Origin of the sequence: Flavobacterium indicum GPTSA100-9 = DSM 17447 (assembly GCF_000455605.1) — a bacterium.
Lineage (GTDB): Bacteria > Bacteroidota > Bacteroidia > Flavobacteriales > Flavobacteriaceae > Flavobacterium > Flavobacterium indicum.
Genome location: NC_017025.1, coordinates 2190502 through 2215266 on the forward strand (window position 1 = coordinate 2190502; position 24765 = coordinate 2215266).

The following is a 24765-nucleotide window of genomic DNA, read 5'->3' on the forward strand; positions in this document are numbered from 1 at the left end:
AAAAAGTGCTCAAAAGCACTTTTATATTTTAAAATAATTTTTGAATAATATCTTCTTCTGTAATTCCTTCAGCATCTGCTTTATAATTTTTCACAATTCTATGTCGCAAAATTCCGAAAGCTACTGCTTGAACATCTTCAATATCAGGAGAAAATTTACCGTTAATTGCAGCATGTGTCTTTGCAGCTAAAATTAAACTTTGTGAAGCACGAGGACCTGCACCCCAATCTAAATAATTTTTAACAAAATCTGTTGCCAATGGGTTATTAGGTCTTGTTTTTGAAACCAAAGAAACAGCATATTCAATTACATTATCAGTTACAGGTATTTTTCTTATCAAATTTTGATAATCAATTATTTCTTCAGCAGAAAATAATGCATTTACAGTAATCGTACTATTTGATGTAGTGGCTTTAACAACTTGCACTTCTTCTTCAAAAGATGGATAATCTAATTTAATTGCAAACATAAAGCGGTCTAATTGCGCTTCGGGTAGTGGATAAGTCCCTTCTTGTTCAATAGGATTTTGAGTTGCTAATACAAAAAAAGGTAAATCTAATTTATAATGATGCCCCGCAACTGTAACCGATTTCTCTTGCATGGCTTCTAACAAAGCTGCTTGCGTTTTAGGCGGTGTACGATTTATTTCATCAGCTAGGATAATATTTGAAAAAATAGGTCCTTTGATAAATTTAAAATTTCTAGTTTCATCTAAAATTTCACTTCCTAAAATATCAGACGGCATTAAATCTGGAGTAAACTGAATTCGTTTAAAATTTAACCCAAGAGCTTGCGAAATTGTATTAACCATAAGTGTTTTTGCTAATCCAGGAACTCCAACTAACAAAGCATGACCACCCGAAAAGACACTTAATACTATTTGATTAATTACTTCATCTTGCCCTACAATAATTTTTGCAATTTCTTGCTTTAATTCTTTTTGTTTTTGGACTAATTTTTCTATAGCTGCTACATCAGACATAAATACAAAATTTTATAGAAATTATTTTTTTAACCAATTATTAGTAAAAGTACAATTTTTATACTCACCATTGATTTTAACATAGTTCTTTTCGATATTTTCCGTCATCCATTTAGCAACCTGTTTAAATTGTTTATCCGTTAATGCTAATTCTTTAATTTTTAAATAATCTGAAGAAAAATCTGCTTTATGTTCTTCCGTTTTTTTGTTAATTTTTAAAATCTTAAAGAATTTAGAACCTTGTGGTGTTTGATCAACCAAAACTTGAGACACATCACCTTGGTTTAATCCATTCACTTGATTATACAACGAAGGATCTAATTTAGACACTTCAAATTTAGGTTCAGAAGTTCGAGGATTTAACAATACTCCGCCATTATTTTTTGTGTCTTTATCATCTGATGATGTTTTTGCTGCTTCTTCAAAAGTAATTTCACCTCTTTCGATTTTAGCTTTAATATCTTCAATTTTAGCAGAGGCGTCTTTAACTGCTTGAGTAGTTACTTTTGGAGAAATTAAGATATGACGCAATTCTACATCTTGACCAATGATTTTATCTACTTGAATGATATGAAAACCAAATTCTGTTTCAAATGGTTCAGATATTTCACCTTCATTTAATCGGAAGGCAACTTCTTTAAATTCTTTAACAAATTGTGTTTTTTTATTAATTTTATAATATCCTCCATTAGAACTTGAACCTGGATCTTCTGAATAAATTACAGCTTTACTTGTAAAACTAGAAGTCCCATCTAAAATATCTTTTTTAATACTTTTTAATTTATCAATTACAATTTGCTTATCTTCCTTTGTAATAACAGGTTGTATCGTAATTTGAGCAATTTCTATTTCAGCACCAATTGTTGGGATTTCATCTTTTGGAATTCCATTATAAAATTGTTTTACTTCTTCTGGCGTAATAGTTACATCATCAACTATTTTTCTTTTCATTTGAGAGGACAACTTATTCATTTTTACAATTTCAGAGAAATAACTTCTAAAATCTTGCTCATCTTTTTTCTTGTAATAATCGTATACTTTTTGTTTTGAGCCAATTTGTTCCACCATTGAATTTAATTGCTGATCAATAAACTGATTCACTTCTTCATCAGTTACAACAATACTATCTTGAATAGCTTGATGTGCAAATAATTTTTCTTCTAATTGATTACCTAATAATTCACAACGAGTTATATTTTTTGTATCAATTCCTTGTGCTTGCAATTCCATATACATTAAATCAATATCTGAATCTAACACGATAAAATCACCAACTACAGCTGCTACTCCATCTACTTTTTGCTTATTTTGAGCTGTAGTCATTATAGTTCCTAAAACGAACACTACAACACTTAAAATAGTCTTATTTAAAAATCTCGAAATCATTGTCTTTAATGGCGTCATTTGTTATTTCTGTTTGAATTTTATTTATTAAATCTGTTTTTCTATTATTTAATATTATTTGTTTTATAGTAGGCTGAATGTATTGTAGTGGAGCAACATTATTTTTTTCTACTACATCTTTTACTTTAACCATCCATACTAAATTTGAATCTGTGTATTGATAGGCTATTCCTGCCGATACAAATTTATCTTTATTTTCTTGATTGATAAAAGGTAATTTTTCATATACTTGATTTATATCAACCCAAATACTATCATTGAAAGCATAATTTTTAAACTGAATGGCCAATTTTTGTAAATCTAACTTGTCTTTTTTTGAAAAGTTTAAAAACTTACTGTTTATTGTTGCAAATTTTACATTCCCTTTTATTAAATTAATGTATCTAAGTTTAACTAAGGGTTCAGTTGTTTTAAAATTATTTTTATGCTCATTATAGTATTTTTCAATTTCTTCATTTGAAATGACCGTATCAATTTTTGTCATTACTAGTTCTTCCAAATAAGACTTGGTATACAAATCATTTTTATACTGACTAATTAATTCATCCAATTCTTGTTGTTTTGATTTACTGATGTTTTTCTCTGCTTTATTCATCAATAATTGTTGTATAGCCCATCTAGTAATAAAATCTTTTACTATAGCAATACTGTCTTTTTTTGAAGAACCGGGAGGAACTAAATTTTCTAAATCAGAACGATATAAATAGTTATCATTTACCCTAGCTATTGCTTCAGAATTATTTTTTTGTGATGACTTAGAACAGGCAACCAAAAAAACAATCATAAATAAATAGCTCTTCAACAATTTCATTATTTAATTAATTGTGCTTTTATTTTTTCAAAAACTTCTTGATTTACTTTGTAGGTAAACTCTTTTTTCAAATTATCAACCCATGTTGCTTCCAAATATTGTTGATAATCATTAATTAATTTACTCTTACATTCATCAATTGTTTTAACCTCTGGTTGCTTAATTTTATTTATCCTAACCAAGAAATTATAACTTCCATCTTTTGTAACTGGATTAATACCTTGTTGTAGATTTGACATTTTCTTTAAAACATCATAATCTTCTTCGTATAAACCAGATTTAACCATTACAACTATTTTGCCCTCTTTATTTAATTTTTCTTTAATATAATCTAAAGATTTACCCTTTTCTAGATATTTTTTGGCAGCTTCAATTACTTTATCATCTGTAGAAGATAGAATATCAACATCATATCTTTTTTTCCATTTATAATTATCCATATGAACATTATAAAAATCTTTTAATCCAATTGTATCTGATTTTGATTTATTCCAAATTTCTTTTTCCATTAAATCAAACAACAATAAACCATCTCTGTACTCATCCATAATATGTTTAAATTCAGGAAACTCATTTTCTAAATTTTCATTATAATAAGTAATCAATTGTTCATTTTTCCAATTTTCAAAAAGTTCTGCTACTAATTTTTTGATCGGTTTAGTAGTCAATTTATTTTTTTGTTGAGAATTTATATAATTAACAAAACTTGGTGTTGGTAATTTCTTTGTTTTATCAATAATTGCTATATCTCCTTTAATATTCTCTTTTTCCGCTGGAATTTCCCAAGTTTGACTGTAAATGTTATCGTTAACAATTTTTTCTACATTTTTATATTCTTTTGCTAATGTTTCAAACGAATATTTTGCTTTCAATTTTTGAGCTAATGAAGTTGTGATAATCATTGATCGCTCATCTCTTTTGATTTTGTTCTCAAGTTCATTTTTCATTTGCTCAATTGATTGAATAGGATGTTTTTCAATTAATTTTACAATATGCCAACCAAATTGTGTTTCAAAAGGTTTAGAAATCTCACCTTTTTCTTTTAAACCAAAAGCAACTGTTTCAAACTCTTCAGAACTTAATTGTCCTGAACCAAAACGTTGTAATTGTCCGCCTTTTGCAGCTGAAGATTTGTCATCCGAAAACTGTCCAGCTAGAGCTTCAAAATTTTCTCCTTGTTGAATTTTTGCATAGATTTCATCTATAGTTTGTTTAACTTTTGAAATGGCTTCGGGTGTATTTTCCTCAGGCTTCATTAACATTATGTGTGCAACGGTAATTTCACCTCTGTTATCCCTTTTATCAGTAACTTTAATTAAATGATAGCCAAAACGGGTACGAACTGGATTTGAAATTTTTCCAACTGGTGTTTTATAAGCAGCCGATTCAAAAGGGTACACCATTCTAAAAACAGTAAAATAACCTAAATCGCCTTTGTTTTCTCTAACTGATGGGTCTTGAGACTCTTTTTGGGCAACTTCTTCAAATGCTTCTCCTTTTTCAATTCTTTTTTTAATTTCTAAGGCTCTGTTGTAAAAAGCTAAGGTATCTGCACCTTTAACACTTTCATCAACAGATATAAGTATATGAGACGCTCTTATTTCTTTTAAATTTCTAGAATACGCTTCTTCAATTAATTGAGAAGTTACTTTAGAATCATTCATATAATTTTTTGACAATTGATTTCTGTACGAAGACAATTCATTTTGATATTTAGAGTTTAAATGTAAACCTAATTTGTAAGCTTTGTTTACTTTTAATTTATAACCAAGGAACAATTCTAAATATTGATTCAAATCTTTTTGAGAATCATCTTTAACTAAATCTAAATTCTTTTTGTAAATTCTGATAAATTCATCGGAATAGTAGGGTTTATCTTCAATAGTAAATAGTACTTCTTTAGAATTTTGAGCAAAAATTTGAGAAGAAGCTAAAAACAATAATCCAATAAAAAATAATTTAATTCTCATTTTAATTTATATGATTAATTAAGTAACAAGCAAAAATATAAAATGATTGTAATTAAACAACTATATCTATACATATTAACTTAAATTTAGAATTTAATTTTAATTTTTTAATTCGTTTAAAAATAAATTTCACAACATTTTTTGATTTTTTTTAAAAATGACTTCGCTAATTGATATTTTTTTTTTAAAATTGCATTCTAAATAAAGTAACCCCAACTTCTAAACATATAAACATGAAGAATAATTTACTTAAATTATACCTAAGTGTATTTTTAACATTCATTAGTTTTTTAGCAAGTGCTCAGCCAGTTGATCCTCCTGCTGATCCAGATCCACCAGCGGCACCAATTGATACTAACCTTGTAATTTTAGCAATTGCAGGAATTGTGTTTGCTTATTACATTTTAAAAAGTAAAAAATTATATTTTATAAAATAAATAAAGCCCTTTGAAGGGCTTTATTTATTTTATTCCATTTTCTCTAGCTAATAGTGTATTTTTCAAAAGCATTGCTATAGTCATTGGACCAACACCTCCTGGTACTGGAGTTATGTATGAAGCTTTCTTTGAAACATTTTCAAAATCTACATCTCCAACAATTTTGTATCCTTTTTCGGTTGTAGGATCTTCAACTCGAGTAATTCCTACGTCAATTATAACCGCATCATCTTTAATCATTTCTGCTTTTAAGAAATTAGGAACTCCTAAAGCCGAAATAACAATATCAGCTTGGGAAGTAATTTGATTTAGATTTTTGGTATGACTGTGCGTCAACGTAACTGTTGAATTCCCCGGAAACCCTTTTCTCCCCATTAATATACTCATTGGTCTGCCTACAATATGGCTTCTTCCAATCACTACAGTATGTTTCCCTTGAGTTTGAACATTATACCTTTCCAATAATTCTAAAATTCCGAAAGGAGTTGCTGGGATGAATGTACTCATATCTAAGGCCATTTTTCCAAAGTTTTCAGGATGGAATCCATCCACATCTTTAGAAGGATCAATAGCCATTAAAACTTCTTGCGTATCTATTTGTGGAGGTAAAGGTAATTGAACGATAAATCCATCAATATTTGTATCCTGATTTAATTCTTCAATCTTTTTTAATAACTCTTTTTCAGAAGTTGTACTTGGCATTTTGATTAAGGTAGATTCAAAACCCACTCGTTCACAAGCTTTTACTTTACTTCCAACATAAGTTAAACTTGCACCATCATTACCTACAATAATTGCTGCTAAATGAGGGACTTTTTCTCCTTTATCTCTCATTTTTTGAACTTCAGCCGCAATTTCATTCTTAATGTCTTCAGATACTTTTTTACCGTCTAGTAGTTGCATTTGTTAAATATTTAGTTGTGTATTATTCAATAAAAAAAGACGCAATTGGTCGCGTCTTTATATTTTTAGTTCATTCCTTTCATTCCACCCATCATCTTCATGAGATTTTTTCCAGCGCCACCTTGCATCATTTTCATCATTTTACTCATTTGGTCGAATTGTTTCATCAATTGATTTACTTCTTCTATCTTTCTACCTGAACCTTTCGCAATGCGTTGTTTTCTTTTCACATCAATTATAGAAGGCTTACTTCTTTCTTTTGGTGTCATGGATTGTATAATTGCCTCTACATGTTTAAAAGCATCATCATTGATCTCGACATCTTTTAATGCTTTACCAGCACCAGGAATCATGCCTACAAGATCTTTCATGCTTCCCATCTTCTTTATTTGTTGAATTTGGTTTAAGAAATCATCAAATCCAAATTCATTTTTAGCAATTTTCTTTTGTAATTTTCTTGCTTCTTCTTCATCGTATTGTGCTTGTGCTCTTTCTACTAAAGACACTACATCTCCCATCCCCAAGATACGATCTGCCATACGATCTGGATAAAACACATCGATAGCATCCATTTTTTCTCCTGTACCTATAAACTTAATAGGTTTATTTACAACAGATTTGATAGAAATAGCAGCTCCACCACGTGTATCACCATCTAATTTAGTTAAAACAACTCCGTCAAAATTCAAACGGTCATTAAATGCTTTTGCCGTATTAACAGCATCTTGACCTGTCATTGAATCTACAACAAACAAAGTTTCTTGTGGTTGAATTGCAGCATGAACATTTGCAATTTCATTCATCATTTCTTCATCTACTGCCAAACGACCCGCTGTGTCGACAATCACCACATTAAATCCATTTGCCTTTGCATGTTTTATTGCATTTTGAGCAATTTCCACAGCATTTTTATTTTCAGGTTCTGAATACACCTCAACCCCTATTTGCTCACCTACTACATGTAACTGATTAATAGCAGCAGGACGATAAATATCACAAGCAACCAATAAAGGTTTTTTAGACTTTTTAGTTTTTAAGAAATTCGCTAATTTACCAGAAAATGTAGTTTTTCCAGACCCTTGAAGTCCTGACATCAAAATGATTGAAGGATTTCCAGACAAATTCACACCACTTACTTCACCACCCATTAATTCAGTTAATTCGTCTTTTACGATTTTAACCATTAATTGACCTGGTTGTAGAGTGGTCAATACATTTTCACCAATTGCTTTTTCTTTTACTCTAGTAGTAAAATCTTTTGCAATTTTAAAGTTCACATCGGCATCTAACAATGCTCTTCGCACTTCTTTTAAAGTGTCCGCTACATTTACATCGGTAATTTTTCCGTGACCTTTTAATATATGGAATGCCTTATCTAACTTATCGGTAAGATTATCAAACATGTTTTGTATAAATTTTAATGAGGTGCAAATTTAAGAAATTGATTGAGAAGTATTAAATATATTGAAATAAAAAAACCGTTTAATTTCTTAAACGGCTTATTTATTAAAATCTTTACTGATTATTTTTTTGAACAACAAGATTTTTTCTCTGCAGTTGAGCAAGATTTTTTATCAGCTGCTTTTTTATCTGAACAACATGATTTTTCAGTTTTAGTAGTTTTTTTCTCTTTTTCTTTTTCTTTAAAATCTACAACTGATGCAGTTGAAACCATAAATGCCATTAAAGCAACTACTGATACTACTTTTTTCATAATATTTAAATTTTTAATTTATTTCTATAATTTCAAAGATATTAAAACAATTTAAAGTATGTTATAAAATTTTCTTAATTTTTTTCAAACGTTAAATAATCTGTTCCACTACCTCCTCCACTAACATCTACTAACTCAATTTTAGTATCTGTTCTAGAGACAATATCCCAATCATCTGACAAATCTAATAAAATTGCAGGTGTAGAAAATGCAATATTAAAATCTAAATCATTTAATGTATCATCATTACTATTTGAATCTGTAACAGACCAAGTACCGTTATAAGTTGCACCACCACCTACAGCAGTTAGCACATTTCCGGCTGCAAATGTAAAATTATAACCCGCATAATTTGACGTTTCATTTGTGCCCGAATCTACATAATTGGTAATACGCCATGTTCCCGACATAACTGTATTAATCACTTGATTTTGATTTACATTTGTTGGAGTAACATTATCATCATCATCACTACACATTGATGCGAAACTAAATACTAAAACCAACAGTAAAAGTGACAAAATTTTTATTCTTTTCATAATTTTCCATTTTATTTATAACGTAAAATTATGAAAAAAAGTATGTATTTAATCTTTTACACCTAATTTTGTTAAAATATCTTCCATTAAACACCATTTAGTTATAGAAGATTGTAATAGGTTAAAACCAACAAAAGCAGTAAACCAATACCAATTTGGATTCACATAATGAGCCAATACTAAACTGATTAAAATAAATGACCCTGCAATAGCTCTAATAATTCTATTTTTCATATTAATATTTTTAGTTGTTAATTTGATCTATGGTTAATGACGCAAAATGAATTTTAGATGATACATTTTGTGATGCATTGAAAGAAGTTACCGATTGAAAAAGTAATGCTGTTTGATTTTCATTTAAAAAAACATAAAACATAATTGACGGTGTTTCATTCATTTCTGAACCAAACCAATTGGTACCCACATTCTCTTCAGATACATCTTTAAATCCAGTTACTTCTTTGTAAGTAAATGCCTTTATTTCAGTATTTTTAAACATTTTAATAATATCCTTTTTAAATTCTGAAATTGCTGTTATAATTACTAGTTTCATAAGTTACTTTTTTATATCCTGCAAGGAAATTAATTCCCTGCAGAAGTATTTATTACTTGTTTTCCCATTTCTTATTTTCGGTGATATAATATATCAACGGCACTACTAATAAGGTTAATAAAGTAGATACTATGGCACCAGCAACTAACGAAATCGCTAATCCTTGGAAAATTGGATCAAACAATATAATTGAGGCTCCAATTACAACAGCTCCTGTAGTCAATAAAATTGGAGTTGTTCTTACGGCACCCGCTTCAATTATGGCTTGTTTCATCGGAATTCCATCATTTAATCGTATTTCAATAAAATCGATTAGCAATACAGAATTTCTCACCATAACTCCTGCTAAAGCAATCATCCCAATAAAGGAAGTAGCTGTAAAATAAGCATCTAACATCCAGTGTCCTAAAACAATACCTACTAATGAAAGCGGTATAGCTACCATCATCACTATAGGTGTTTTAAAGTTTTGGAACCAACCAACGATTAACATGTAAATAATGATGATCACCACTAAAAATGCAGCTCCTAAATCGCGAAATACTTCAAGAGTAATTTGCCATTCCCCATCCCATTTCACAGTAAAATCACTTTCATCATCTGGTTGCCCCATATAGATTTCGTTTACTTTGTAGCCTTTAGGTAATTGCATCTTTTGCAATTTCTCTTCCATTCCTAAAATAGCATATACGGGACTTTCTAATGCTCCTGCCATATCGCCAGTTACATAAACCACTCGTTTTTGATCTTTTCTATATATGGTTTTTTGTAAGGTATCTTTTTTCACTTGTACCAAATCATTAACCGGTACCACATTTCCTCTACTACCCTTAATTTTTAAATTTTTTAAATCATCTAAAGAGGTTTTATCTTTATCGTCTAAGGCCATCACAATACCAACAGGATCATTTGAGCGCTCATCGTATAAATTGGTCACCGGCATCTCTCGTAACAGATAAGTTAAATTACCCACCACTTGTTGCGGCGCAATACCATTTAACATGGCTTTTTCTTTATCTACTTCTAATTTATATTCCGTTTGTGCATCTTCTACATACCAGTCTACATCTACAATATCTGTTGTATTGTTCAGAATATCTTTAACTTGATTTGCAACTTTTATTTGCTCTTTATAATCTGGACCATACACCTCAGCCACTAATGTTGATAATACAGGTGGACCTGGTGGCACTTCAATAACTTTTACATTTGCTCCGTATTTTTTGGCAATTTTTTGAATTTCGGGACGAACAATTTTTGCAATATCATGACTTTGTAAATCGCGGTCTTCTTTATGCAATAAATTCACCTGAATATCGGCCATATTACTACCACCACGCATATCATAATGACGTACTAATCCATTAAAAGTGATAGGTGCAGATGTTCCAATATAATTTTGATAATTTACTACTTCAGGAATAGTAGAAACATATTGTGCAATTTCTTTTGTCACTGCAGCTGTTCTTTCCAAAGTAGTTCCTTCTGGCATGTCAATTACCACTTGGAATTCATTTTTATTATCAAAAGGCAACATCTTAACTGCCACCGATTTAGTAAAGAACATAGCAACCGAGCCTAAAAGCAAGAAAATAGTAATGGCAAACATTAAATTTCTTTTAGCCGAACTCTCCAATAAAGGTTGTTCCATTTTCTTATATACTTTATAAATCCAGCTGGTTTCCAATCCTTTTTCCTCTTTATGCTCTTGTTCCTCTTTTTCATGTAATAAATGATAACCTAAATAAGGCGTAACCGTTAAGGCTACAAATAAAGACAATAACATAGCAATAGAAGCCCCAATTGGCATTGGACTCATGTATGGTCCCATCATTCCAGAAACAAATGCCATGGGCAATATTGCTGCAATAACTGTAAAAGTGGCTAATATGGTTGGGTTTCCAACTTCGTTTATAGCATAGATTGCGGCATCTTTAAATGGTAATTTTTTCATTTTGAAATGCCTATGCATATTCTCTGCTATAATAATACTATCATCAACCACGATTCCAACTACAAAAACCAGAGCAAATAAGGTAATACGATTTAATGTATAACCTAACATATAATAACTAAATAATGTCAAAGCAAATGTTAGTGGTACAGAGAAGAACACTACTAATCCACCACGCCAGCCCATAGCCAACATTACTAAAACCGTTACCGCAATAATAGCTACACCTAAGTGCATTAACAATTCACTTACTTTGTGTGAAGCTGTTTCTCCATAGTTTCTAGTAACTTCAACATGAACATCGTTAGATATTAAATTTTGTTTCAATTGTTCCAATCGCGTTTCAATTTTTTCCGCAATTTTCATAGCATCCGCTCCTTTCACTTTAGCTATTGAAATTGTTACTGCTGGATATTCCGATGGATTTTTACCAAATTGTTCATTGGCTTTTCCATAACCAAAAGACACATAACTTTTAGGTGTTGAAGGTCCATCTTGAACAGAAGCTACTTGTTTTAAATAAACAGGCATGTTTTGATTAACCCCTACAACTAAATTTTCAACATCTTCTGAAGTAGAAAGAAATTGTCCGGTAGTAACTAAAAATTCTTGATCTTTTTGAACAAAACTACCCGATTGGGCACTTCCGTTGTTGGCTTGAATCATTTGCATAATACCTAAAGCATCTACACTGTTTTCAGCCATTTTATCTTTATCCAATACGACTTTTACTTCTCGATTTCTTCCCCCAATTTCTTTTGTAATTGCAACATCTTTTACTTTTTCAATTTCAGAGGTTACTTCTTCAGCCACTTGACGAATTTCAAAGTCATCCATTTTTTCACTCCAAAGTGTAACCCCCATCATGGGCACATCGTCAATTGAACGTGTTTTTACCATAGGTTGCATTACCCCTTGAGGAAAAATCCCTTGATGCTTCATCAACTCATCATACAATTTAACATAAGAACGTTCAATATCTTCTCCTACATAAAACTGAACAATCATCATTGCTTGACCATTCATAGCCATACTATGAACGTGCTCTACTCCTTTTATATTTGAAATTACTTTCTCTAATGGTTTGATCACGCGACTTTCCACTTCTGAAGGGCTTGCGCCGGGGTACCCTACCATTACATCCGCCATAGGGATGGCTATTTGTGGTTCTTCTTCCCTAGGAATTAAGAACGAACTATAGGATCCAATTATCATCAGCGCTACCATTAATAAAATGGTTAGCTTCGAATTGATGAAAAAATTGGCTATTTTACCTGATATTCCTTTTTCCATAATTTTTATTTTTTATTAAGACAAGGTGTCAATTAAAATTAACCTATTGATTAATTGGCTAATTGAATTTTTGCTCCGTTAAACAACTTACCGTCTGCTGACACTATATAAGCTTCATTAGCAGATAAACCCGATAAAACTTCTACTTGGTTCCCAAAAGTTTTTCCTAATCTTAACCATCTCAAGATGGCTACATTTCCGTTTCCAACTGTATACACTCCTGATAATTGACCTTGCTTTATCAAAGCCGATGTTGGAATTAATACTCTTTCAGTAGTGTTGGTTTCTACAACTTTAGTTTTTTCAATTGGAAATTGAACATTAACAAACATACCTGATAAAATAGATTTATCTTGTTGGTTTAAATTCACTTTAACTAAATATTGACCACCTGTATTTTTAGCAGACAAACTAATTTCAGATACTTTTCCAGTAACTTCTTTGTTTAACGATTTAATATTTACTTTTACTGTCATTCCTTGTTTAACATAAGCAATATCACTTTCTGAAACCATGGCAACAACTTGTAATCTTGTGGCACCTTCTACACTCACTAATGGCATACCTGGATTGGCCATATCGCCTTCTTTAACAAAAGTATTGGTTACTACTCCACTAAAAGGAGCCGTAATATTTGAATAGGAGAATTGCGCTTGAATTTCGTTACGCATTTGTTTTGCCGCTTCTAAACCAGCTTTTGCCATTTCAAAGCGTGCTGTCATGTCATCCAATTCTTTTTGTGAGGCACTTTGTTGGGCAAACAAATTCACAAAACGATCATAATCTTTTTTTGCATTAGTATATGCTGCTTGTGCTTGGATGATAGAGGCATCTACTTGAGCTTTTTTAGCTTGCAAATCAGTACTATTCACACTTACTAATAATTGTCCTGCGCGAACATTTTGCCCTACTTTAACATGTAGTTTGGTAACATAACCCATCATTCGTGTACTTAAATTAGCGCTATTTTCTGCTTCAATTTTACCGCTAGCATTTACAAAAGGACTATTATTTGTGTCTAATTTGCCATTTATTTTTACAATAACAGGTTGTAATTCTGCCGATTTTTCTTTTTTATCACCACTACAAGAAGTGAATAGTAATGTTGATATTGCTAGTATTGATAATATATTCTTCATATTTATATTTTTTTATTTAGTTAAAAACTGTACATAACTTTTAGTGAAATTATATTCGAAAACGGCTTGTAAGTGTTCCAATTCTTTTTGAGCCATTTGAGTTTCCGACAACAATAAATCGGTAGTTTTTTCTAAGCCTTGTTTAAATCTATTTTCTCTAATTCTAAATGCTTCTTGAGACTGCTCCAATGCTAACTTAGACAAGTTCACTTTATTTTCTGCATCTTTTAATTGACGCACGGTTTTATTTAATTCTAACTGACTTTGTTTTTTATACTGATCGGCTTCTACTTCTGCCTTTTGAAAATCGGCTTTTGCTTTTTCTGTTTTCCCTATCGTTTTATAACCATCAAATAAATTCCAAGACAATTGTGCACCTAATAAATATCCTTTTGCTGCAGTTGCAAAAATGTGTTGGTCATACAATTCATAACTACCAAAAGCATTCAATCTAGGTAAAAATCCAGATTTAGATGAAAGCATCATTTTTTGATATGCTTCTGTTGATTTTTGCATCGCCTGAATATCTTTTCTATTTTCAGATAAGGAAGTTTCCAATTTCTCAATTGAAATTTGACTATCTAAATCCTCTGAAGGCATGTACACTTTTCCATTGGTGTCTTCATTTAATAAGAAAGCCAAGTAATCTGAGGCATTTTGAACATTCGATTTGGCATATTGCAATTGATTAGAAATTTCATTCACACGAACTTGCACATTTAACAAATCAGTTTTCTGCAGCATTCCGTTTTTAAAATAATTCTCTACTAATTTTAAATTCGCTTTAGCCGTACTTTCCGCTTTTTGCAAAACACCAACTGCTTTATACGCTAATTGCAATTGCATGTAAGCTTTATTAATTTCTAACTCTAAATACTCTTTAGTGCGTTCTGTTTGCAATTGATAGGCTTCCATTTTTGCTTTAGCAGCTTGTCTTCCATAAAAACCATCAACATTAATTAAAGGTTGTTGAAATTCAAATTTTGTCGCAAAGTTTTGTGTTTGATCTGGATTGTTTAACAATGCTGGATTAAAATCCGCTTGTGTTAAAATTTCTTGATTCAATTTAGATCCAAACGCCATTAATGGGTTTGTAGTCACTATACCCGTATGAGAAGCTGTAATGTTTGGTAAAAAAATAGCATTCGATTGTCTGTAATCCGCTTTTGCAGCTTGTACATTTTTCTCAGCAATTTTTATTTGTAAATTTCCTTCTTTCACTTTACTAATTACATCCGCTTTAGTAATTGCCAAGGTATCTTGAGCATTTAGCGCTAATGCAAAGAGAAGAAATGATGCTACATAATATATTTTCTTCATAATAGATAATTTTTATGAAGCAAATATAGAATCATAATAAAAAGTTTTCAGTAACATAGGTTACATCCAACGGTAACATAGGTAACAAAAAAAAGAGGCTCACTCTGGAACCTCTTTTTTTGCTTTACTTCTTAGATGAACAACAAGAAGATTTTTTTTCTGATTTTGATTCGCTACAAGAAGCTTTATTATCTTTTGTTTTATTATCAGAACAACATCCGCCTTTTTTATTAGCTGCTGAACACGATTTCTCCGTTTTTGCTTTTTTTTGTTGTTTTGGTTCTTGTGCATTTACTTGGAATGCGAATAGTGCTACTAAAGCGACATAAATTACTTTTTTCATGATTATCTATTTTAATTTCTTAGTATTTTTTTTGATACATAGTATTTTTTATCAAACACAAACGTGATGATGATTGTTTGACTTTCTGTTGCATTTTCTATGGTGAAATTTAACGTATTTGCACCTTGCTTTGAATCCACAATTTCGCCATCATCTAATAATTTACCTTCTAAAGATGTAACATAATAGTCAATTGATGTAGCGTAGGGTAAATTATACGTTAGTTGTACTTGATTACTTTTAGTTGGATTGGGAAATAGTTGAAAATCAAATGGGTTATTTCCAGCAAGAGCCGATGCGCTACTTAAACTATTTTTAACTAGCTTTACTTCATAAATGGAAGCATCAGAATTAGTTAAATTAGTTTGATTGGCTGAAAACGGATTTATACTTGAACTTTGAATCCCACCATAAATATGACCGATAACAAATTCATTATCACTTATATTATTAAGTTTCAACACTTCATTTTCATAATGAGGCAATAAATGATTTGGAATAAATTCAGCCCCAGCTCCTTTATAATCAGGCATTTCAACAGGTAAATTATATTCCAACAAGGAACCATCAGAAAAACGAGTAACTCTACTTATAGTTTTTACAAAGGGTACTAAATTATCTTGAACTAAAACACCCGAGTTATAGTAATACTGACTCATTCCTCCAAAGAACAAGCTGTGCATTCTATTTGAAGCAGCATCATACAAACCAACTTTGGCAGAATGATAATTACTCAAATATTGATTAAACTGTGTTTGAGGAATATAGCCTGAATTTTTTATATCAACAGGATACAAAAAAGGTAAGTCTTGATTTATTTGAAACACTCCAGAAGAAACAGTATACCCTAATTGACCATCGGGAAATACTTGAGGAACCAAATTATAATCGCGTCTATGCAAATGAACGGCATCCGTTACTTCTTGATAATTACTAAAACTTAATTGGGAACCCGTATTATCTATAGTAAAACTTCTAATTTGATTCGAATAGGTTTGCGTAAATGTTGGATTATTCATTGGATTATAACGCCCGTCAAAACGATGACCTCCTACTAAATAAAAAGTGTTACCAATTTTTCCTAATTGTGCTCCAGTTAAAGCAAATACATCATTAGTAATCTGTTTAAAATAGGGCACAATAGTAGTCCCTGACATAACTGCGTTAATCAAATTAGGTACGTTGACCGATGTTAATTTATTAAATGTAACATGATCATTTGCTGTTACTGAAAAAGCATAGCCTCCTACTATATATAAGGTATCATTATCTTGATAAAAACTCATATTGGTAGATTGCAATTGTTCCCTCAAACCAGTATCCAATACAGCAATTGAAGTAGACCAAAACTGTTGTGTAGCAACATCTATTACATATATTGAAGTATTATTATTAGCATTAGGAAAAGCATTAAAAGGTTGACGAGCATGCAACCCATCTTTTCTTCCTCCTAATACCAACCATTTGCCATTGTGTTGACCAACCACATACGATTGTAATCCTGGCAAATTGGGAATTGTTATAGGTGTCAGCTGAACATCGTATTCAAACGTGGACTGAGCAGCCATTAGATTTACTATAAATAGCATCCAAAGGCCTATTAATTTTGTTTTCATAAAATGACATAGTTAAATGAACCTTAACCATGGGGTAAGGCTTAAATTGTTTGAACTAAAATTTTATGAAACTAATTTTGGAGGGTGCCAGATTGCCTGTTGATATTTAGAAATAAATATCTTTTCGTAATACGAAGTTTGTTTTTTATCACTTACTACATCTAATGTAAAAAGTATCGAAGAAAGGTCTTGTGTACCAACGAATTGAACTGGACTAAAGTTCAAACTCATTACAAATTTTCCTTTTTCACAACCATTTGAACTATTTTTATCACAAGAAGTATCCGATTCACAAGTAGTCTGTTCACAAGTTGTACCAAATTGCATTTTCAATGCTCGAACTGAGGGTAATCCCATCAATACAAGCAAATAAAAACATAATATGTAACTCCAACTTTTCACTGTGTAAAAATATTTAATTTTTTTTAATAGATTGTTTTTTTTCAAAAATATTAAAAACCAACCCACCCATTAAAGCAAAATACAAGGTACTATTAACAGGTTTTGAAGTAATGACACAAGTTCCTGATTCACAACCAATATTAGAATAATACCAATAACCAACCCCTGCACCAAGTATCACACCAAGTAAGGTTAATTTATATTTTAGAATTAACTGCATTACAAATGAGGTTTTAAAATACGTAGTAGTTCATCTGCTGCTACAACTCCAGATTGTCTCCACAACATTTTACCATTTTTAAATAGCAACATAGTTGGAACACTTCTCACTTGATATTGAGCTGCGGCTTGTTGATTGGCATCTACGTCAATTTTAATAATTGTGATTTTTTCCCCTAGTTCTTCCTTTACCTCAGCCAAAATTGGGCCTAACATTCTACATGGTCCACACCAAGTTGCAAAAAAATCGACCAAAACGGGTTTATCACCGTTAATTAACTCTTCAAATTTACTCATACATCATTCTTTTTTGTTGGCACATTACACCCTTGCGGACCGCATCCCATATTAAAAATTGCTTGTAACATAAAAAATACACCGAAAGCAGCAAAAAACCACTCACTTCTTTCATAAGCAGTGTAAAATAAAAACAAGGCAATTGCTAATCTAAAATAGCGCATAAAATGCCAATTTGTCGTTAATAATCGTTTCATATATTTTAAAAAATACGTTTAAATAGTAAAAATCACAAACAATCTATAGATTTTAATACTAAACTAATTGCAGTGATTCCTACATTACTTAAAATTACTATAACAAATGTAACGCAATTATTCGACTTGAATTGTAACAAAAATTACACTACTAGAATTGAAAGTAAATAAACGGTTGTGGACCCGCGGAAGCCGTTGCATAAACAAGCCAAAAGATCAAGCCTAAAACAATTGCACGCGCAATTAAAGGCATGGCAACAAATACATTTTGAACAGCTACCATTACTCGTTCTGGAATATAATGCCAAAAGTAACCTATAGCCATTAAAGCAAATACGTTTTTATACCCTTGAGCAACTACATACCATTGATTAAAATCAACTGTTAATTTTCCGATATTCTCAATTACTTGCAATGCTGTAGCAAAGTCTTTTGCGCGAAAGAAAATCCAGCAAAAGGCAACAAAATGAAAAGTAAGAAGTATGGATAAAACTCGAGTAAAACTTGATAAAATAGTTTTTTTATTTTCTTCTTTATTTGGAAAAATTTCCAAGATAATTTTATGAACAGCTAAAGCCAAACCATGTAAAGCACCCCAAATAATAAATCGGATACTAGCCCCGTGCCATAATCCACCTAACAACATGGTAGTCATCAAATTGACATTCGTAAACATGGTACGCTCTCTATCTTTTGACAAAAGAAAAGTTAAACAAAATACCACCAATGAAACCACACCCAAAATTAATGGAATGTTACTCGTATTTGAAAATGAAATTCCCCAAACAATAACTCCAAAGAAAAACAAAGCAGGGAATAAAAATCCGGCAAAAGTTCCTTTTCTGTTTCCTCCTACTGATATGTATAAAAAGTCTTTTAACCAAGTAGATAACGAAATATGCCATCTTCTCCAAAATTCTGTGATTGAAGCCGATTGATAAGGCGTTCTAAAATTGGTTGGCAATTTAAATCCAAGCAACAATGCTACTCCAATAGCCATATCAGAATACCCTGAAAAATCACAATAAATTTGGATGGTATATCCATACGCAGCCATTAAATTTTCAAATGCCGTATAACTGTTTGGCAAATCAAATATACGGTCTACAAAATTAATAGAAATATAATCTGAAATTACTGTCTTCTTTATTAAACCGCCTATAATCAATAAGAAAGCACGGTTTATGTCCTCTTGAGAAACATGTAACTTTTGGTAAATTTGAGGTAAAAAATCTTTAGCTCTAACGATTGGCCCGGCTACTAATTGTGGAAAGAACGACACAAAAAACAAGTAATCGATATAACCTTTGGTAGGTTCAATTTCTTTTCTATAAACTTCGATAATATAACTTATAGATTGAAACGTATAAAATGAAATACCAACAGGTAAAATAACATCAAAAAATGCAAATTTAGTACCTGAAATCGTATTTGTAATATCCACTAAAAAGTTACTGTACTTAAAGTATCCAAGAAAACCTAAATTCAATACAACACTGAAAGCCAAACATAATTTTTTATTGACTTCACTGGTGGTACGATGTACCAAATTACCAAGATTATAGTCTACAATAGATGAGCCGAGTAATAATAAAAAATAAATACCACTTGATTTATAATAGAAAAACAAAGAAAAAGCAATCACATACAACATGCGAACTGTATTGGCTTTTCTTAGTAAAATGTACCAAAAATAAAACACCAAAAACAAGCCTAAAAATAAGCCTGTATTAAATAGTAACGGAGCCTTTTCATCAAAAACAAACCAAGCTTTTATTTGTTCCGGAGTTAGTACTCCAATATTTTTTGTAAACCAATCTTGCAACACGTCTATCACTTATTTTTCTGATTTAAATAATTCATAGGATTGAATAAAAGCACCAAAAAACAATTCGGCTTGTTTTTCATAGCCTAATTTTGAATAGTGTACTTTATCTTTTGCCATCAATCCCATTCTAGAATTCAATATAATATTCTTATTTCCTCCAAATACATCCAACAAATTCCAAACTGCAAACTGATCTAATTGAGCTTGTTCTTGTATTATTTGGCTATAACTATCAATATAACTGTTGTAATTTTTACGATGTAATTTAGAAGGAGGTGGCGTTGTAACTAAAATGGATGCTTGTGGCGCTTTAGCTTTTATTCCTTCGATCATTTTTCTCAAATTATAATAATAATTTTGCCCTTCTTGTTTGTCAAAACTTTCATTTGTTCCTAATGAAATAACGAATAAATCGGCTTCAAGAGCTGGAATCTGTTCAAAAAACAAGGGAAACTTAGTATAATCTCCTGCTTTAGCACCATTTACTCCAATTCCACTATAGGTCACCCCTGGATTAGAATTTTCCAAAATAATACCATTTAAGGCAAATTTCTCAATAGAATCATTCCCAATTATTGTAATTTTATCTAAAGGACGACTTGAAATATAATTGTTTGTAAAGGCCGATTTTTCTAAAGCTATAGGTTCATAAGAATAAGCATTCTTTGTTACTGTTTTATAGGAAACTTTAGATTTACCTCCTGGAATTTTTAAAACCTTTCCATCTCTAATAAAATCACTTTTTAGACCATTAGCCTGTTTAAGTTGTTTTATGGATATATTGTATTTGTTTGCTATACTTCCTAAAACTTCTCCAGGTTTTACTTTGTGTGAAGAAGTCACCGCTGTTTTAACCGCTACTTTTTCTTGAACACTTGTTCCCTTTTTAGCAAAAGACACTTGGAATATCGATTGATTTTGTGGTGAAATTAATTTTAATACTGTAAAATCATATTGTGCATCTTTAATTAAAAGATCGATATGAAAATTCTTTTGTTTGGGTTCTAATGCAATACCACTAATACCAACCGGTCTTGAAACATCAGCGAATAAATTACGAGCAGAGGAAAAGCCACCCGATCCGGTAAAACGTAGGGGCGCACTGTTATTTGTATTTGCTAAACTGTAAGGGAAAGTAAATCCAAATCCACCATTTCCGAATACTTGATGAAAGCGCATTCGCATCACTGCAGTAAATAAATCTGCTTGTATATGTGAATCGCCAATATGCACAATTCGAACTTTTCCTTGTTTGGTTTGTTCCAATTGATATAATTTTTCAAATATTTGTTTTAAAGCCTTATCATTTTGAATCACATTTTGATAGGGCTCAAAATTGGAAATATCTAAAGGTGTTTCAATACTATCTGGAGGAATAGCGACTGAATCAACCACCACACGAATACTATCTGTAGTAGCCAGTGAATCGGTTTGAGCATGAACAAATAAAGTCCCAAAAAAAGCAAGTATGACTATTAATTTATTCATGTATTGAATCTTTAATTACAGGAACATTACTATCATTTACAGCTGAAGTTTTTGGTTTTCTCTTTCTAGAAGCAATGGCTCTCAGAACTTTATATTCTTCATAACCATCCATCAATTGTTTATAAATTAAACCAGCAATTTGTTTGGCACCTCTATGGTTAAAATGAGTATAATCTTTATTGGCTTTTGCAGGTACTTCCTCCACCCATTTTACCATAGAACCATCACCTCCCATTAAAGTATATAAATTAATGAATCCTGATTCTGCCTGAACAGCATATCTCTTTTGAGCTGAAGCTAAAGGAACCACTGCAGAGTCTGTTTTCATCGTTAACTCATATTTAGTTGATTTATCTGCTGTTGAAATGATAAGAATTGCAGCACCCGGAAAACATTCTTTCAAATGAGCCACTACATTTTTCATTTTTTTCTCGTACCAACCATAATTCAACGAACCATAATTTAATACATTAGTTCCAAATTGAAGAATTATTAAATCATAACCCAACTTTTGTTGGAATGCATTCATTAAATCTTTATTTAGGTTGCTCAGTGGCAAACCAGAATTTCCTCTGGAAGAAAAATTATCAACATGCACTCCTTTTCCATCGTCAAAATTCATTCCATAAAAAGGAATAGAATCTGAATTAACAAAATTCATTTTCAATGATTTAGTAGAAGTAGAAACCGTTGTAGTATTCAAGATTGCTGTCGGATTCAAACTTTTATATACGGTATCTTTACCAACAACATAACGTATTTTCGCACCTTTTTTTGAAGATTTCCCATAAAACAACGTGGGATTATTTAACGAAGTGGCATGTCGGGTTTTGAATGCTTTGTATTTAACCCATGTTGCATTAATCGTATCTTTTGCAAAGAAAACAGCACCATTAACGCCGAAAGAACGACTTGGACTTTTTACTTTTAAATACGATTGGGCTTTCCAATTAGGTGAATACTCATGCATAATAGAACCACGAGAAGCTGCCGATTCAGAAGTTATATTTACAAATCCAACTCCTTCTCCACCAAATTTATCTTGAAACATTGTTCGAACATCTTGCACAATCATATCACCATCGGTCATGGAATCACCAAAATAAGCGATACGCGTTTTTCCTTGTTTTTTGGTTTCCAATTGAAATAATTTTTCAAAGAAAGGAATCAAATATTGGTACCCTTTGTATTGTTCGTATTTCTCATCTGGAAATTGTATACCAAGTGGATTAGAGTTGAACTTAATCGTTGTATTCGACAAAGTATCCTTTTCTTGAGTTTTGTCTCCATTTGCAACAGCATCTAACAATAAACTATCTACAACAACATTTTTACCATTAAGTGTAGTATCTGGAAATAATTTCTTTGGCAAAAATGATTTAAAGCCAATAAAAGAGACTATTGCAATTAAAACGATGGCCCATGATTGAAAAAAATACGATTTATTGTTGCTCATTAGTATAGTAAAAAATTCAGAAAATAGATTTTAATTTATCAATTACATGCGTTCAGGCACCTGAATACCTAATAAGCTAAATGCATTTTTAATGGTATTCCCCACCAAGTAGGACAATTGTACACGGAATATTTTTTTAGCCACCTCATCTTCACCTAATATAGATACATTTTGATAAAACGAGTTAAATTCTTTAACCAAGTCATAGGTATAATTGGCAACTAAAGCCGGACTATGATTTTCGGCAGCTTGCTGAATTACTTCAGGGAACAATTGTATTTGTTTGATTAATTCTTTCTCCTTTTCGTGTAAATCGATAGTCTCAACCACAACCGTTTTGTATTCAAAGTCTGCTTTACGTAAAATGGATTGAATACGTGCATAAGTATATTGAATGAATGGACCTGTATTCCCATTAAAATCAACAGATTCCTCTGGATTAAACATCATGGTTTTCTTAGGATCCACTTTTAACATATAATATTTCAAGGCTCCTAAACCAATTGTTTTGTATAAAACTGCTTTTTCCTCTGCTGTATACCCGTCTAATTTTCCTAATTCTTCAGAAATAGCTTGAGCCGTAGTTGTCATTTCATGCATTAAATCATCTGCGTCTACTACCGTTCCTTCACGCGATTTCATTCTTCCCGAAGGTAATTCTACCATACCATAAGATAAATGGAATAAATGTTGGGCCCAATCAAATCCTAATTTTTTAAGAATTAAGAACAAGACCTTAAAATGATAATCTTGTTCGTTTCCAACCGTATACACCATTCCTCCAACATCTGGAAAATCTTTTACACGTTGAATTGCTGTTCCAATATCTTGAGTCATATATACTGAAGTACCGTCTGAACGTAAAACTAATTTTTCATCTAATCCTTCAGCTGTTAAGTCAATCCAAACCGAACCGTCTGGTTTTTTAAAAAACACACCTTTCGCTAATCCTTCTTCCACTACATCTTTCCCTAACAAATAGGTATTACTTTCGTAGTAGTAAGAATCAAAATCAACCCCTAAATTCTTGTAAGTAACGGCAAATCCATCATACACCCATTGATTCATCGTTTTCCAAAGCGTTACTACTTCTTCATCACCCGCTTCCCATTTACGTAGCATTTCTTGGGCTTCTAACATCAAAGGCGCTTGTTTTTTAGCTTCCTCTTCCGTTTTTCCTTGAGCAATTAATTCATTAATCTCTGATTTATAGGCTTTATCAAATTCAACATAAAAATTTCCGACCAACTTATCCCCTTTCAAACCGGTAGTTTCAGGAGTTTGTCCGTTTCCAAATTTTTGCCAAGCCAACATGGATTTACAAATATGAATACCACGATCATTAATAATTTGCGTTTTATATACTTTTTTACCCGATGCCTTTAAGATTTCAGCCACCGAATAACCCAATAAATTATTACGAATATGCCCTAAATGCAACGGTTTATTCGTGTTTGGTGACGAATATTCCACCATAACCGCTTTTTCTTCTGTGTTAGGATTTACAAAACCAAAAGTTTCATTTGATTTTATTCCGTTGAAATAATTTATATAAAAAGCATCTGAAATTACGATATTTAAAAAACCAGCTACTACATTAAATTTTTCAACTTCAGCAACCTGTTCCACTAAATACGTTCCTATTTTTGTTCCAATTTCAACAGGATTGCCTTTTAGCAGTTTTACTAATGGAAAAACCACCATAGTAATGTCTCCTTCAAACTCTTTCCTTGTCGCTTGAAATTCAACTTTTTCAATAGAAATAGCAAACAGTTCGTTGACCGCTTTTTGAATTTGTCCCGTAAGAATTTGTTGTAATGACATAGTGTTATTTTTTAGGTGTGCAAAGATACGTTTTTTACTAATTCGATAAATTAATTTGTAACAAAAAAGATTCTAA

At 31.3% G+C, this 24765-nt stretch carries 24 protein-coding genes; 1 reads left to right on the forward strand and 23 read right to left on the reverse strand.

Annotated elements, in window-relative coordinates:
* Positions 1–28: 28 nt before the first annotated feature.
* From KQS_RS10160 to KQS_RS10175, 4 genes are read right to left on the reverse strand one after another with little or no spacing between them, the layout of a single operon-like run.
* Positions 29–982, reverse strand: coding sequence for an AAA family ATPase (locus KQS_RS10160; RefSeq protein WP_014389101.1), 954 nt, complete (start codon positions 980–982; stop codon positions 29–31).
* A gap of 21 nt (positions 983–1003) precedes the next feature.
* On the reverse strand, positions 1004–2386 hold the full coding sequence (locus KQS_RS10165; protein ID WP_051149676.1) for a peptidylprolyl isomerase: 1383 nt from the start codon (positions 2384–2386) through the stop codon (positions 1004–1006).
* Positions 2346–3197 carry a hypothetical protein gene (locus tag KQS_RS10170; RefSeq protein WP_014389103.1) on the reverse strand — a complete coding sequence of 284 codons (852 nt, stop codon included), beginning with the start codon at positions 3195–3197 and terminating at the stop codon, positions 2346–2348. The genes KQS_RS10165 and KQS_RS10170 overlap by 41 nt, the downstream gene beginning before the upstream one ends.
* Complete coding sequence (locus KQS_RS10175) at positions 3197–5167, reverse strand: peptidylprolyl isomerase (RefSeq protein ID WP_014389104.1); 1971 nt, start codon at positions 5165–5167, stop codon at positions 3197–3199. The genes KQS_RS10170 and KQS_RS10175 overlap by 1 nt, the downstream gene beginning before the upstream one ends.
* A 233-nt stretch (positions 5168–5400) precedes the next feature.
* Here KQS_RS10175 and KQS_RS10180 point away from each other — a divergent pair, with 233 nt between their 5' ends.
* Positions 5401–5604 carry a hypothetical protein gene (locus tag KQS_RS10180; protein WP_014389105.1) on the forward strand — a complete coding sequence of 68 codons (204 nt, stop codon included), beginning with the start codon at positions 5401–5403 and terminating at the stop codon, positions 5602–5604.
* 24 nt (positions 5605–5628) lie between these two features.
* Here the strand turns inward: KQS_RS10180 and KQS_RS10185 are convergent, their stop codons facing one another.
* From KQS_RS10185 to argS, 19 genes are all read right to left on the reverse strand, one after another.
* Complete coding sequence (locus KQS_RS10185; RefSeq protein WP_014389106.1) at positions 5629–6507, reverse strand: bifunctional 5,10-methylenetetrahydrofolate dehydrogenase/5,10-methenyltetrahydrofolate cyclohydrolase; 879 nt, start codon at positions 6505–6507, stop codon at positions 5629–5631.
* Positions 6508–6572: 65 nt separating this feature from the next.
* Positions 6573–7910 (reverse strand): signal recognition particle protein, encoded by a 1338-nt coding sequence (gene ffh / locus KQS_RS10190; RefSeq protein ID WP_014389107.1) that lies wholly within the window; start codon positions 7908–7910, stop codon positions 6573–6575.
* A 119-nt stretch (positions 7911–8029) separates the two neighbouring features.
* Positions 8030–8221: a hypothetical protein gene (locus KQS_RS14235; RefSeq protein ID WP_014389108.1), complete on the reverse strand. Its 192-nt coding sequence runs from the start codon at positions 8219–8221 to the stop codon at positions 8030–8032.
* Positions 8222–8295: 74 nt separating this feature from the next.
* Positions 8296–8760: a hypothetical protein gene (locus tag KQS_RS10200; protein WP_014389109.1), complete on the reverse strand. Its 465-nt coding sequence runs from the start codon at positions 8758–8760 to the stop codon at positions 8296–8298.
* Positions 8761–8808: 48 nt separating this feature from the next.
* Positions 8809–8994: a YgaP family membrane protein gene (locus KQS_RS10205; RefSeq protein WP_014389110.1), complete on the reverse strand. Its 186-nt coding sequence runs from the start codon at positions 8992–8994 to the stop codon at positions 8809–8811.
* A 10-nt stretch (positions 8995–9004) separates the two neighbouring features.
* Positions 9005–9313, reverse strand: coding sequence for a hypothetical protein (locus tag KQS_RS10210; RefSeq protein ID WP_014389111.1), 309 nt, complete (start codon positions 9311–9313; stop codon positions 9005–9007).
* A gap of 52 nt (positions 9314–9365) precedes the next feature.
* Complete coding sequence (locus KQS_RS10215) at positions 9366–12560, reverse strand: efflux RND transporter permease subunit (protein ID WP_014389112.1); 3195 nt, start codon at positions 12558–12560, stop codon at positions 9366–9368.
* Positions 12561–12610: 50 nt separating this feature from the next.
* Positions 12611–13699 (reverse strand): efflux RND transporter periplasmic adaptor subunit, encoded by a 1089-nt coding sequence (locus tag KQS_RS10220; protein WP_014389113.1) that lies wholly within the window; start codon positions 13697–13699, stop codon positions 12611–12613.
* 12 nt (positions 13700–13711) lie between these two features.
* On the reverse strand, positions 13712–15019 hold the full coding sequence (locus KQS_RS10225) for a TolC family protein (protein WP_014389114.1): 1308 nt from the start codon (positions 15017–15019) through the stop codon (positions 13712–13714).
* A gap of 124 nt (positions 15020–15143) precedes the next feature.
* Positions 15144–15362: a hypothetical protein gene (locus KQS_RS10230; RefSeq protein ID WP_014389115.1), complete on the reverse strand. Its 219-nt coding sequence runs from the start codon at positions 15360–15362 to the stop codon at positions 15144–15146.
* 11 nt (positions 15363–15373) lie between these two features.
* The gene (locus KQS_RS10235; protein WP_041252080.1) at positions 15374–16978 is read right to left on the reverse strand and encodes a hypothetical protein; all 1605 of its coding nucleotides are present in this window, start codon (positions 16976–16978) and stop codon (positions 15374–15376) included.
* Between the two features lie 63 nt (positions 16979–17041).
* Positions 17042–17305 carry a hypothetical protein gene (locus KQS_RS10240; RefSeq protein ID WP_157868419.1) on the reverse strand — a complete coding sequence of 88 codons (264 nt, stop codon included), beginning with the start codon at positions 17303–17305 and terminating at the stop codon, positions 17042–17044.
* Between the two features lie 88 nt (positions 17306–17393).
* A complete protein-coding gene (locus KQS_RS10245) occupies positions 17394–17600 on the reverse strand; it encodes a DUF6132 family protein (RefSeq protein WP_014389118.1) in 207 nt (68 codons plus the stop codon).
* The gene (trxA, locus tag KQS_RS10250; RefSeq protein WP_014389119.1) at positions 17600–17896 is read right to left on the reverse strand and encodes a thioredoxin; all 297 of its coding nucleotides are present in this window, start codon (positions 17894–17896) and stop codon (positions 17600–17602) included. The genes KQS_RS10245 and trxA overlap by 1 nt, the downstream gene beginning before the upstream one ends.
* Entirely contained in the window at positions 17893–18093 is a 201-nt protein-coding gene (locus KQS_RS10255; RefSeq protein WP_014389120.1) for a hypothetical protein, read from the reverse strand. The genes trxA and KQS_RS10255 overlap by 4 nt, the downstream gene beginning before the upstream one ends.
* A gap of 151 nt (positions 18094–18244) precedes the next feature.
* Entirely contained in the window at positions 18245–19930 is a 1686-nt protein-coding gene (locus KQS_RS10260; protein WP_014389121.1) for an MBOAT family O-acyltransferase, read from the reverse strand.
* The gene (locus KQS_RS10265; RefSeq protein WP_014389122.1) at positions 19931–21409 is read right to left on the reverse strand and encodes a GDSL-type esterase/lipase family protein; all 1479 of its coding nucleotides are present in this window, start codon (positions 21407–21409) and stop codon (positions 19931–19933) included.
* On the reverse strand, positions 21402–22865 hold the full coding sequence (locus tag KQS_RS10270; RefSeq protein WP_014389123.1) for an SGNH/GDSL hydrolase family protein: 1464 nt from the start codon (positions 22863–22865) through the stop codon (positions 21402–21404). The genes KQS_RS10265 and KQS_RS10270 overlap by 8 nt, the downstream gene beginning before the upstream one ends.
* Before the next feature lie 42 nt (positions 22866–22907).
* A complete protein-coding gene (argS, locus tag KQS_RS10275; protein ID WP_014389124.1) occupies positions 22908–24689 on the reverse strand; it encodes an arginine--tRNA ligase in 1782 nt (593 codons plus the stop codon).
* Between the last annotated feature and the right edge of the window lie 76 nt (positions 24690–24765).

Coding starts and splice junctions, on each gene's coding strand:
- KQS_RS10160 (WP_014389101.1), bottom strand. CDS start 982: ATGTCTGATGTAGCAGCTATAGAAAAATTAGTCCAAAAACAAAAAGAA.
- KQS_RS10165 (WP_051149676.1), bottom strand. CDS start 2,386: ATGACGCCATTAAAGACAATGATTTCGAGATTTTTAAATAAGACTATT.
- KQS_RS10170 (WP_014389103.1), bottom strand. CDS start 3,197: ATGAAATTGTTGAAGAGCTATTTATTTATGATTGTTTTTTTGGTTGCC.
- KQS_RS10175 (WP_014389104.1), bottom strand. CDS start 5,167: ATGAGAATTAAATTATTTTTTATTGGATTATTGTTTTTAGCTTCTTCT.
- KQS_RS10180 (WP_014389105.1), top strand. CDS start 5,401: ATGAAGAATAATTTACTTAAATTATACCTAAGTGTATTTTTAACATTC.
- KQS_RS10185 (WP_014389106.1), bottom strand. CDS start 6,507: ATGCAACTACTAGACGGTAAAAAAGTATCTGAAGACATTAAGAATGAA.
- ffh (WP_014389107.1), bottom strand. CDS start 7,910: ATGTTTGATAATCTTACCGATAAGTTAGATAAGGCATTCCATATATTA.
- KQS_RS14235 (WP_014389108.1), bottom strand. CDS start 8,221: ATGAAAAAAGTAGTATCAGTAGTTGCTTTAATGGCATTTATGGTTTCA.
- KQS_RS10200 (WP_014389109.1), bottom strand. CDS start 8,760: ATGAAAAGAATAAAAATTTTGTCACTTTTACTGTTGGTTTTAGTATTT.
- KQS_RS10205 (WP_014389110.1), bottom strand. CDS start 8,994: ATGAAAAATAGAATTATTAGAGCTATTGCAGGGTCATTTATTTTAATC.
- KQS_RS10210 (WP_014389111.1), bottom strand. CDS start 9,313: ATGAAACTAGTAATTATAACAGCAATTTCAGAATTTAAAAAGGATATT.
- KQS_RS10215 (WP_014389112.1), bottom strand. CDS start 12,560: ATGGAAAAAGGAATATCAGGTAAAATAGCCAATTTTTTCATCAATTCG.
- KQS_RS10220 (WP_014389113.1), bottom strand. CDS start 13,699: ATGAAGAATATATTATCAATACTAGCAATATCAACATTACTATTCACT.
- KQS_RS10225 (WP_014389114.1), bottom strand. CDS start 15,019: ATGAAGAAAATATATTATGTAGCATCATTTCTTCTCTTTGCATTAGCG.
- KQS_RS10230 (WP_014389115.1), bottom strand. CDS start 15,362: ATGAAAAAAGTAATTTATGTCGCTTTAGTAGCACTATTCGCATTCCAA.
- KQS_RS10235 (WP_041252080.1), bottom strand. CDS start 16,978: ATGAAAACAAAATTAATAGGCCTTTGGATGCTATTTATAGTAAATCTA.
- KQS_RS10240 (WP_157868419.1), bottom strand. CDS start 17,305: ATGCAATTTGGTACAACTTGTGAACAGACTACTTGTGAATCGGATACT.
- KQS_RS10245 (WP_014389118.1), bottom strand. CDS start 17,600: ATGCAGTTAATTCTAAAATATAAATTAACCTTACTTGGTGTGATACTT.
- trxA (WP_014389119.1), bottom strand. CDS start 17,896: ATGAGTAAATTTGAAGAGTTAATTAACGGTGATAAACCCGTTTTGGTC.
- KQS_RS10255 (WP_014389120.1), bottom strand. CDS start 18,093: ATGAAACGATTATTAACGACAAATTGGCATTTTATGCGCTATTTTAGA.
- KQS_RS10265 (WP_014389122.1), bottom strand. CDS start 21,409: ATGAATAAATTAATAGTCATACTTGCTTTTTTTGGGACTTTATTTGTT.
- KQS_RS10270 (WP_014389123.1), bottom strand. CDS start 22,865: ATGAGCAACAATAAATCGTATTTTTTTCAATCATGGGCCATCGTTTTA.
- argS (WP_014389124.1), bottom strand. CDS start 24,689: ATGTCATTACAACAAATTCTTACGGGACAAATTCAAAAAGCGGTCAAC.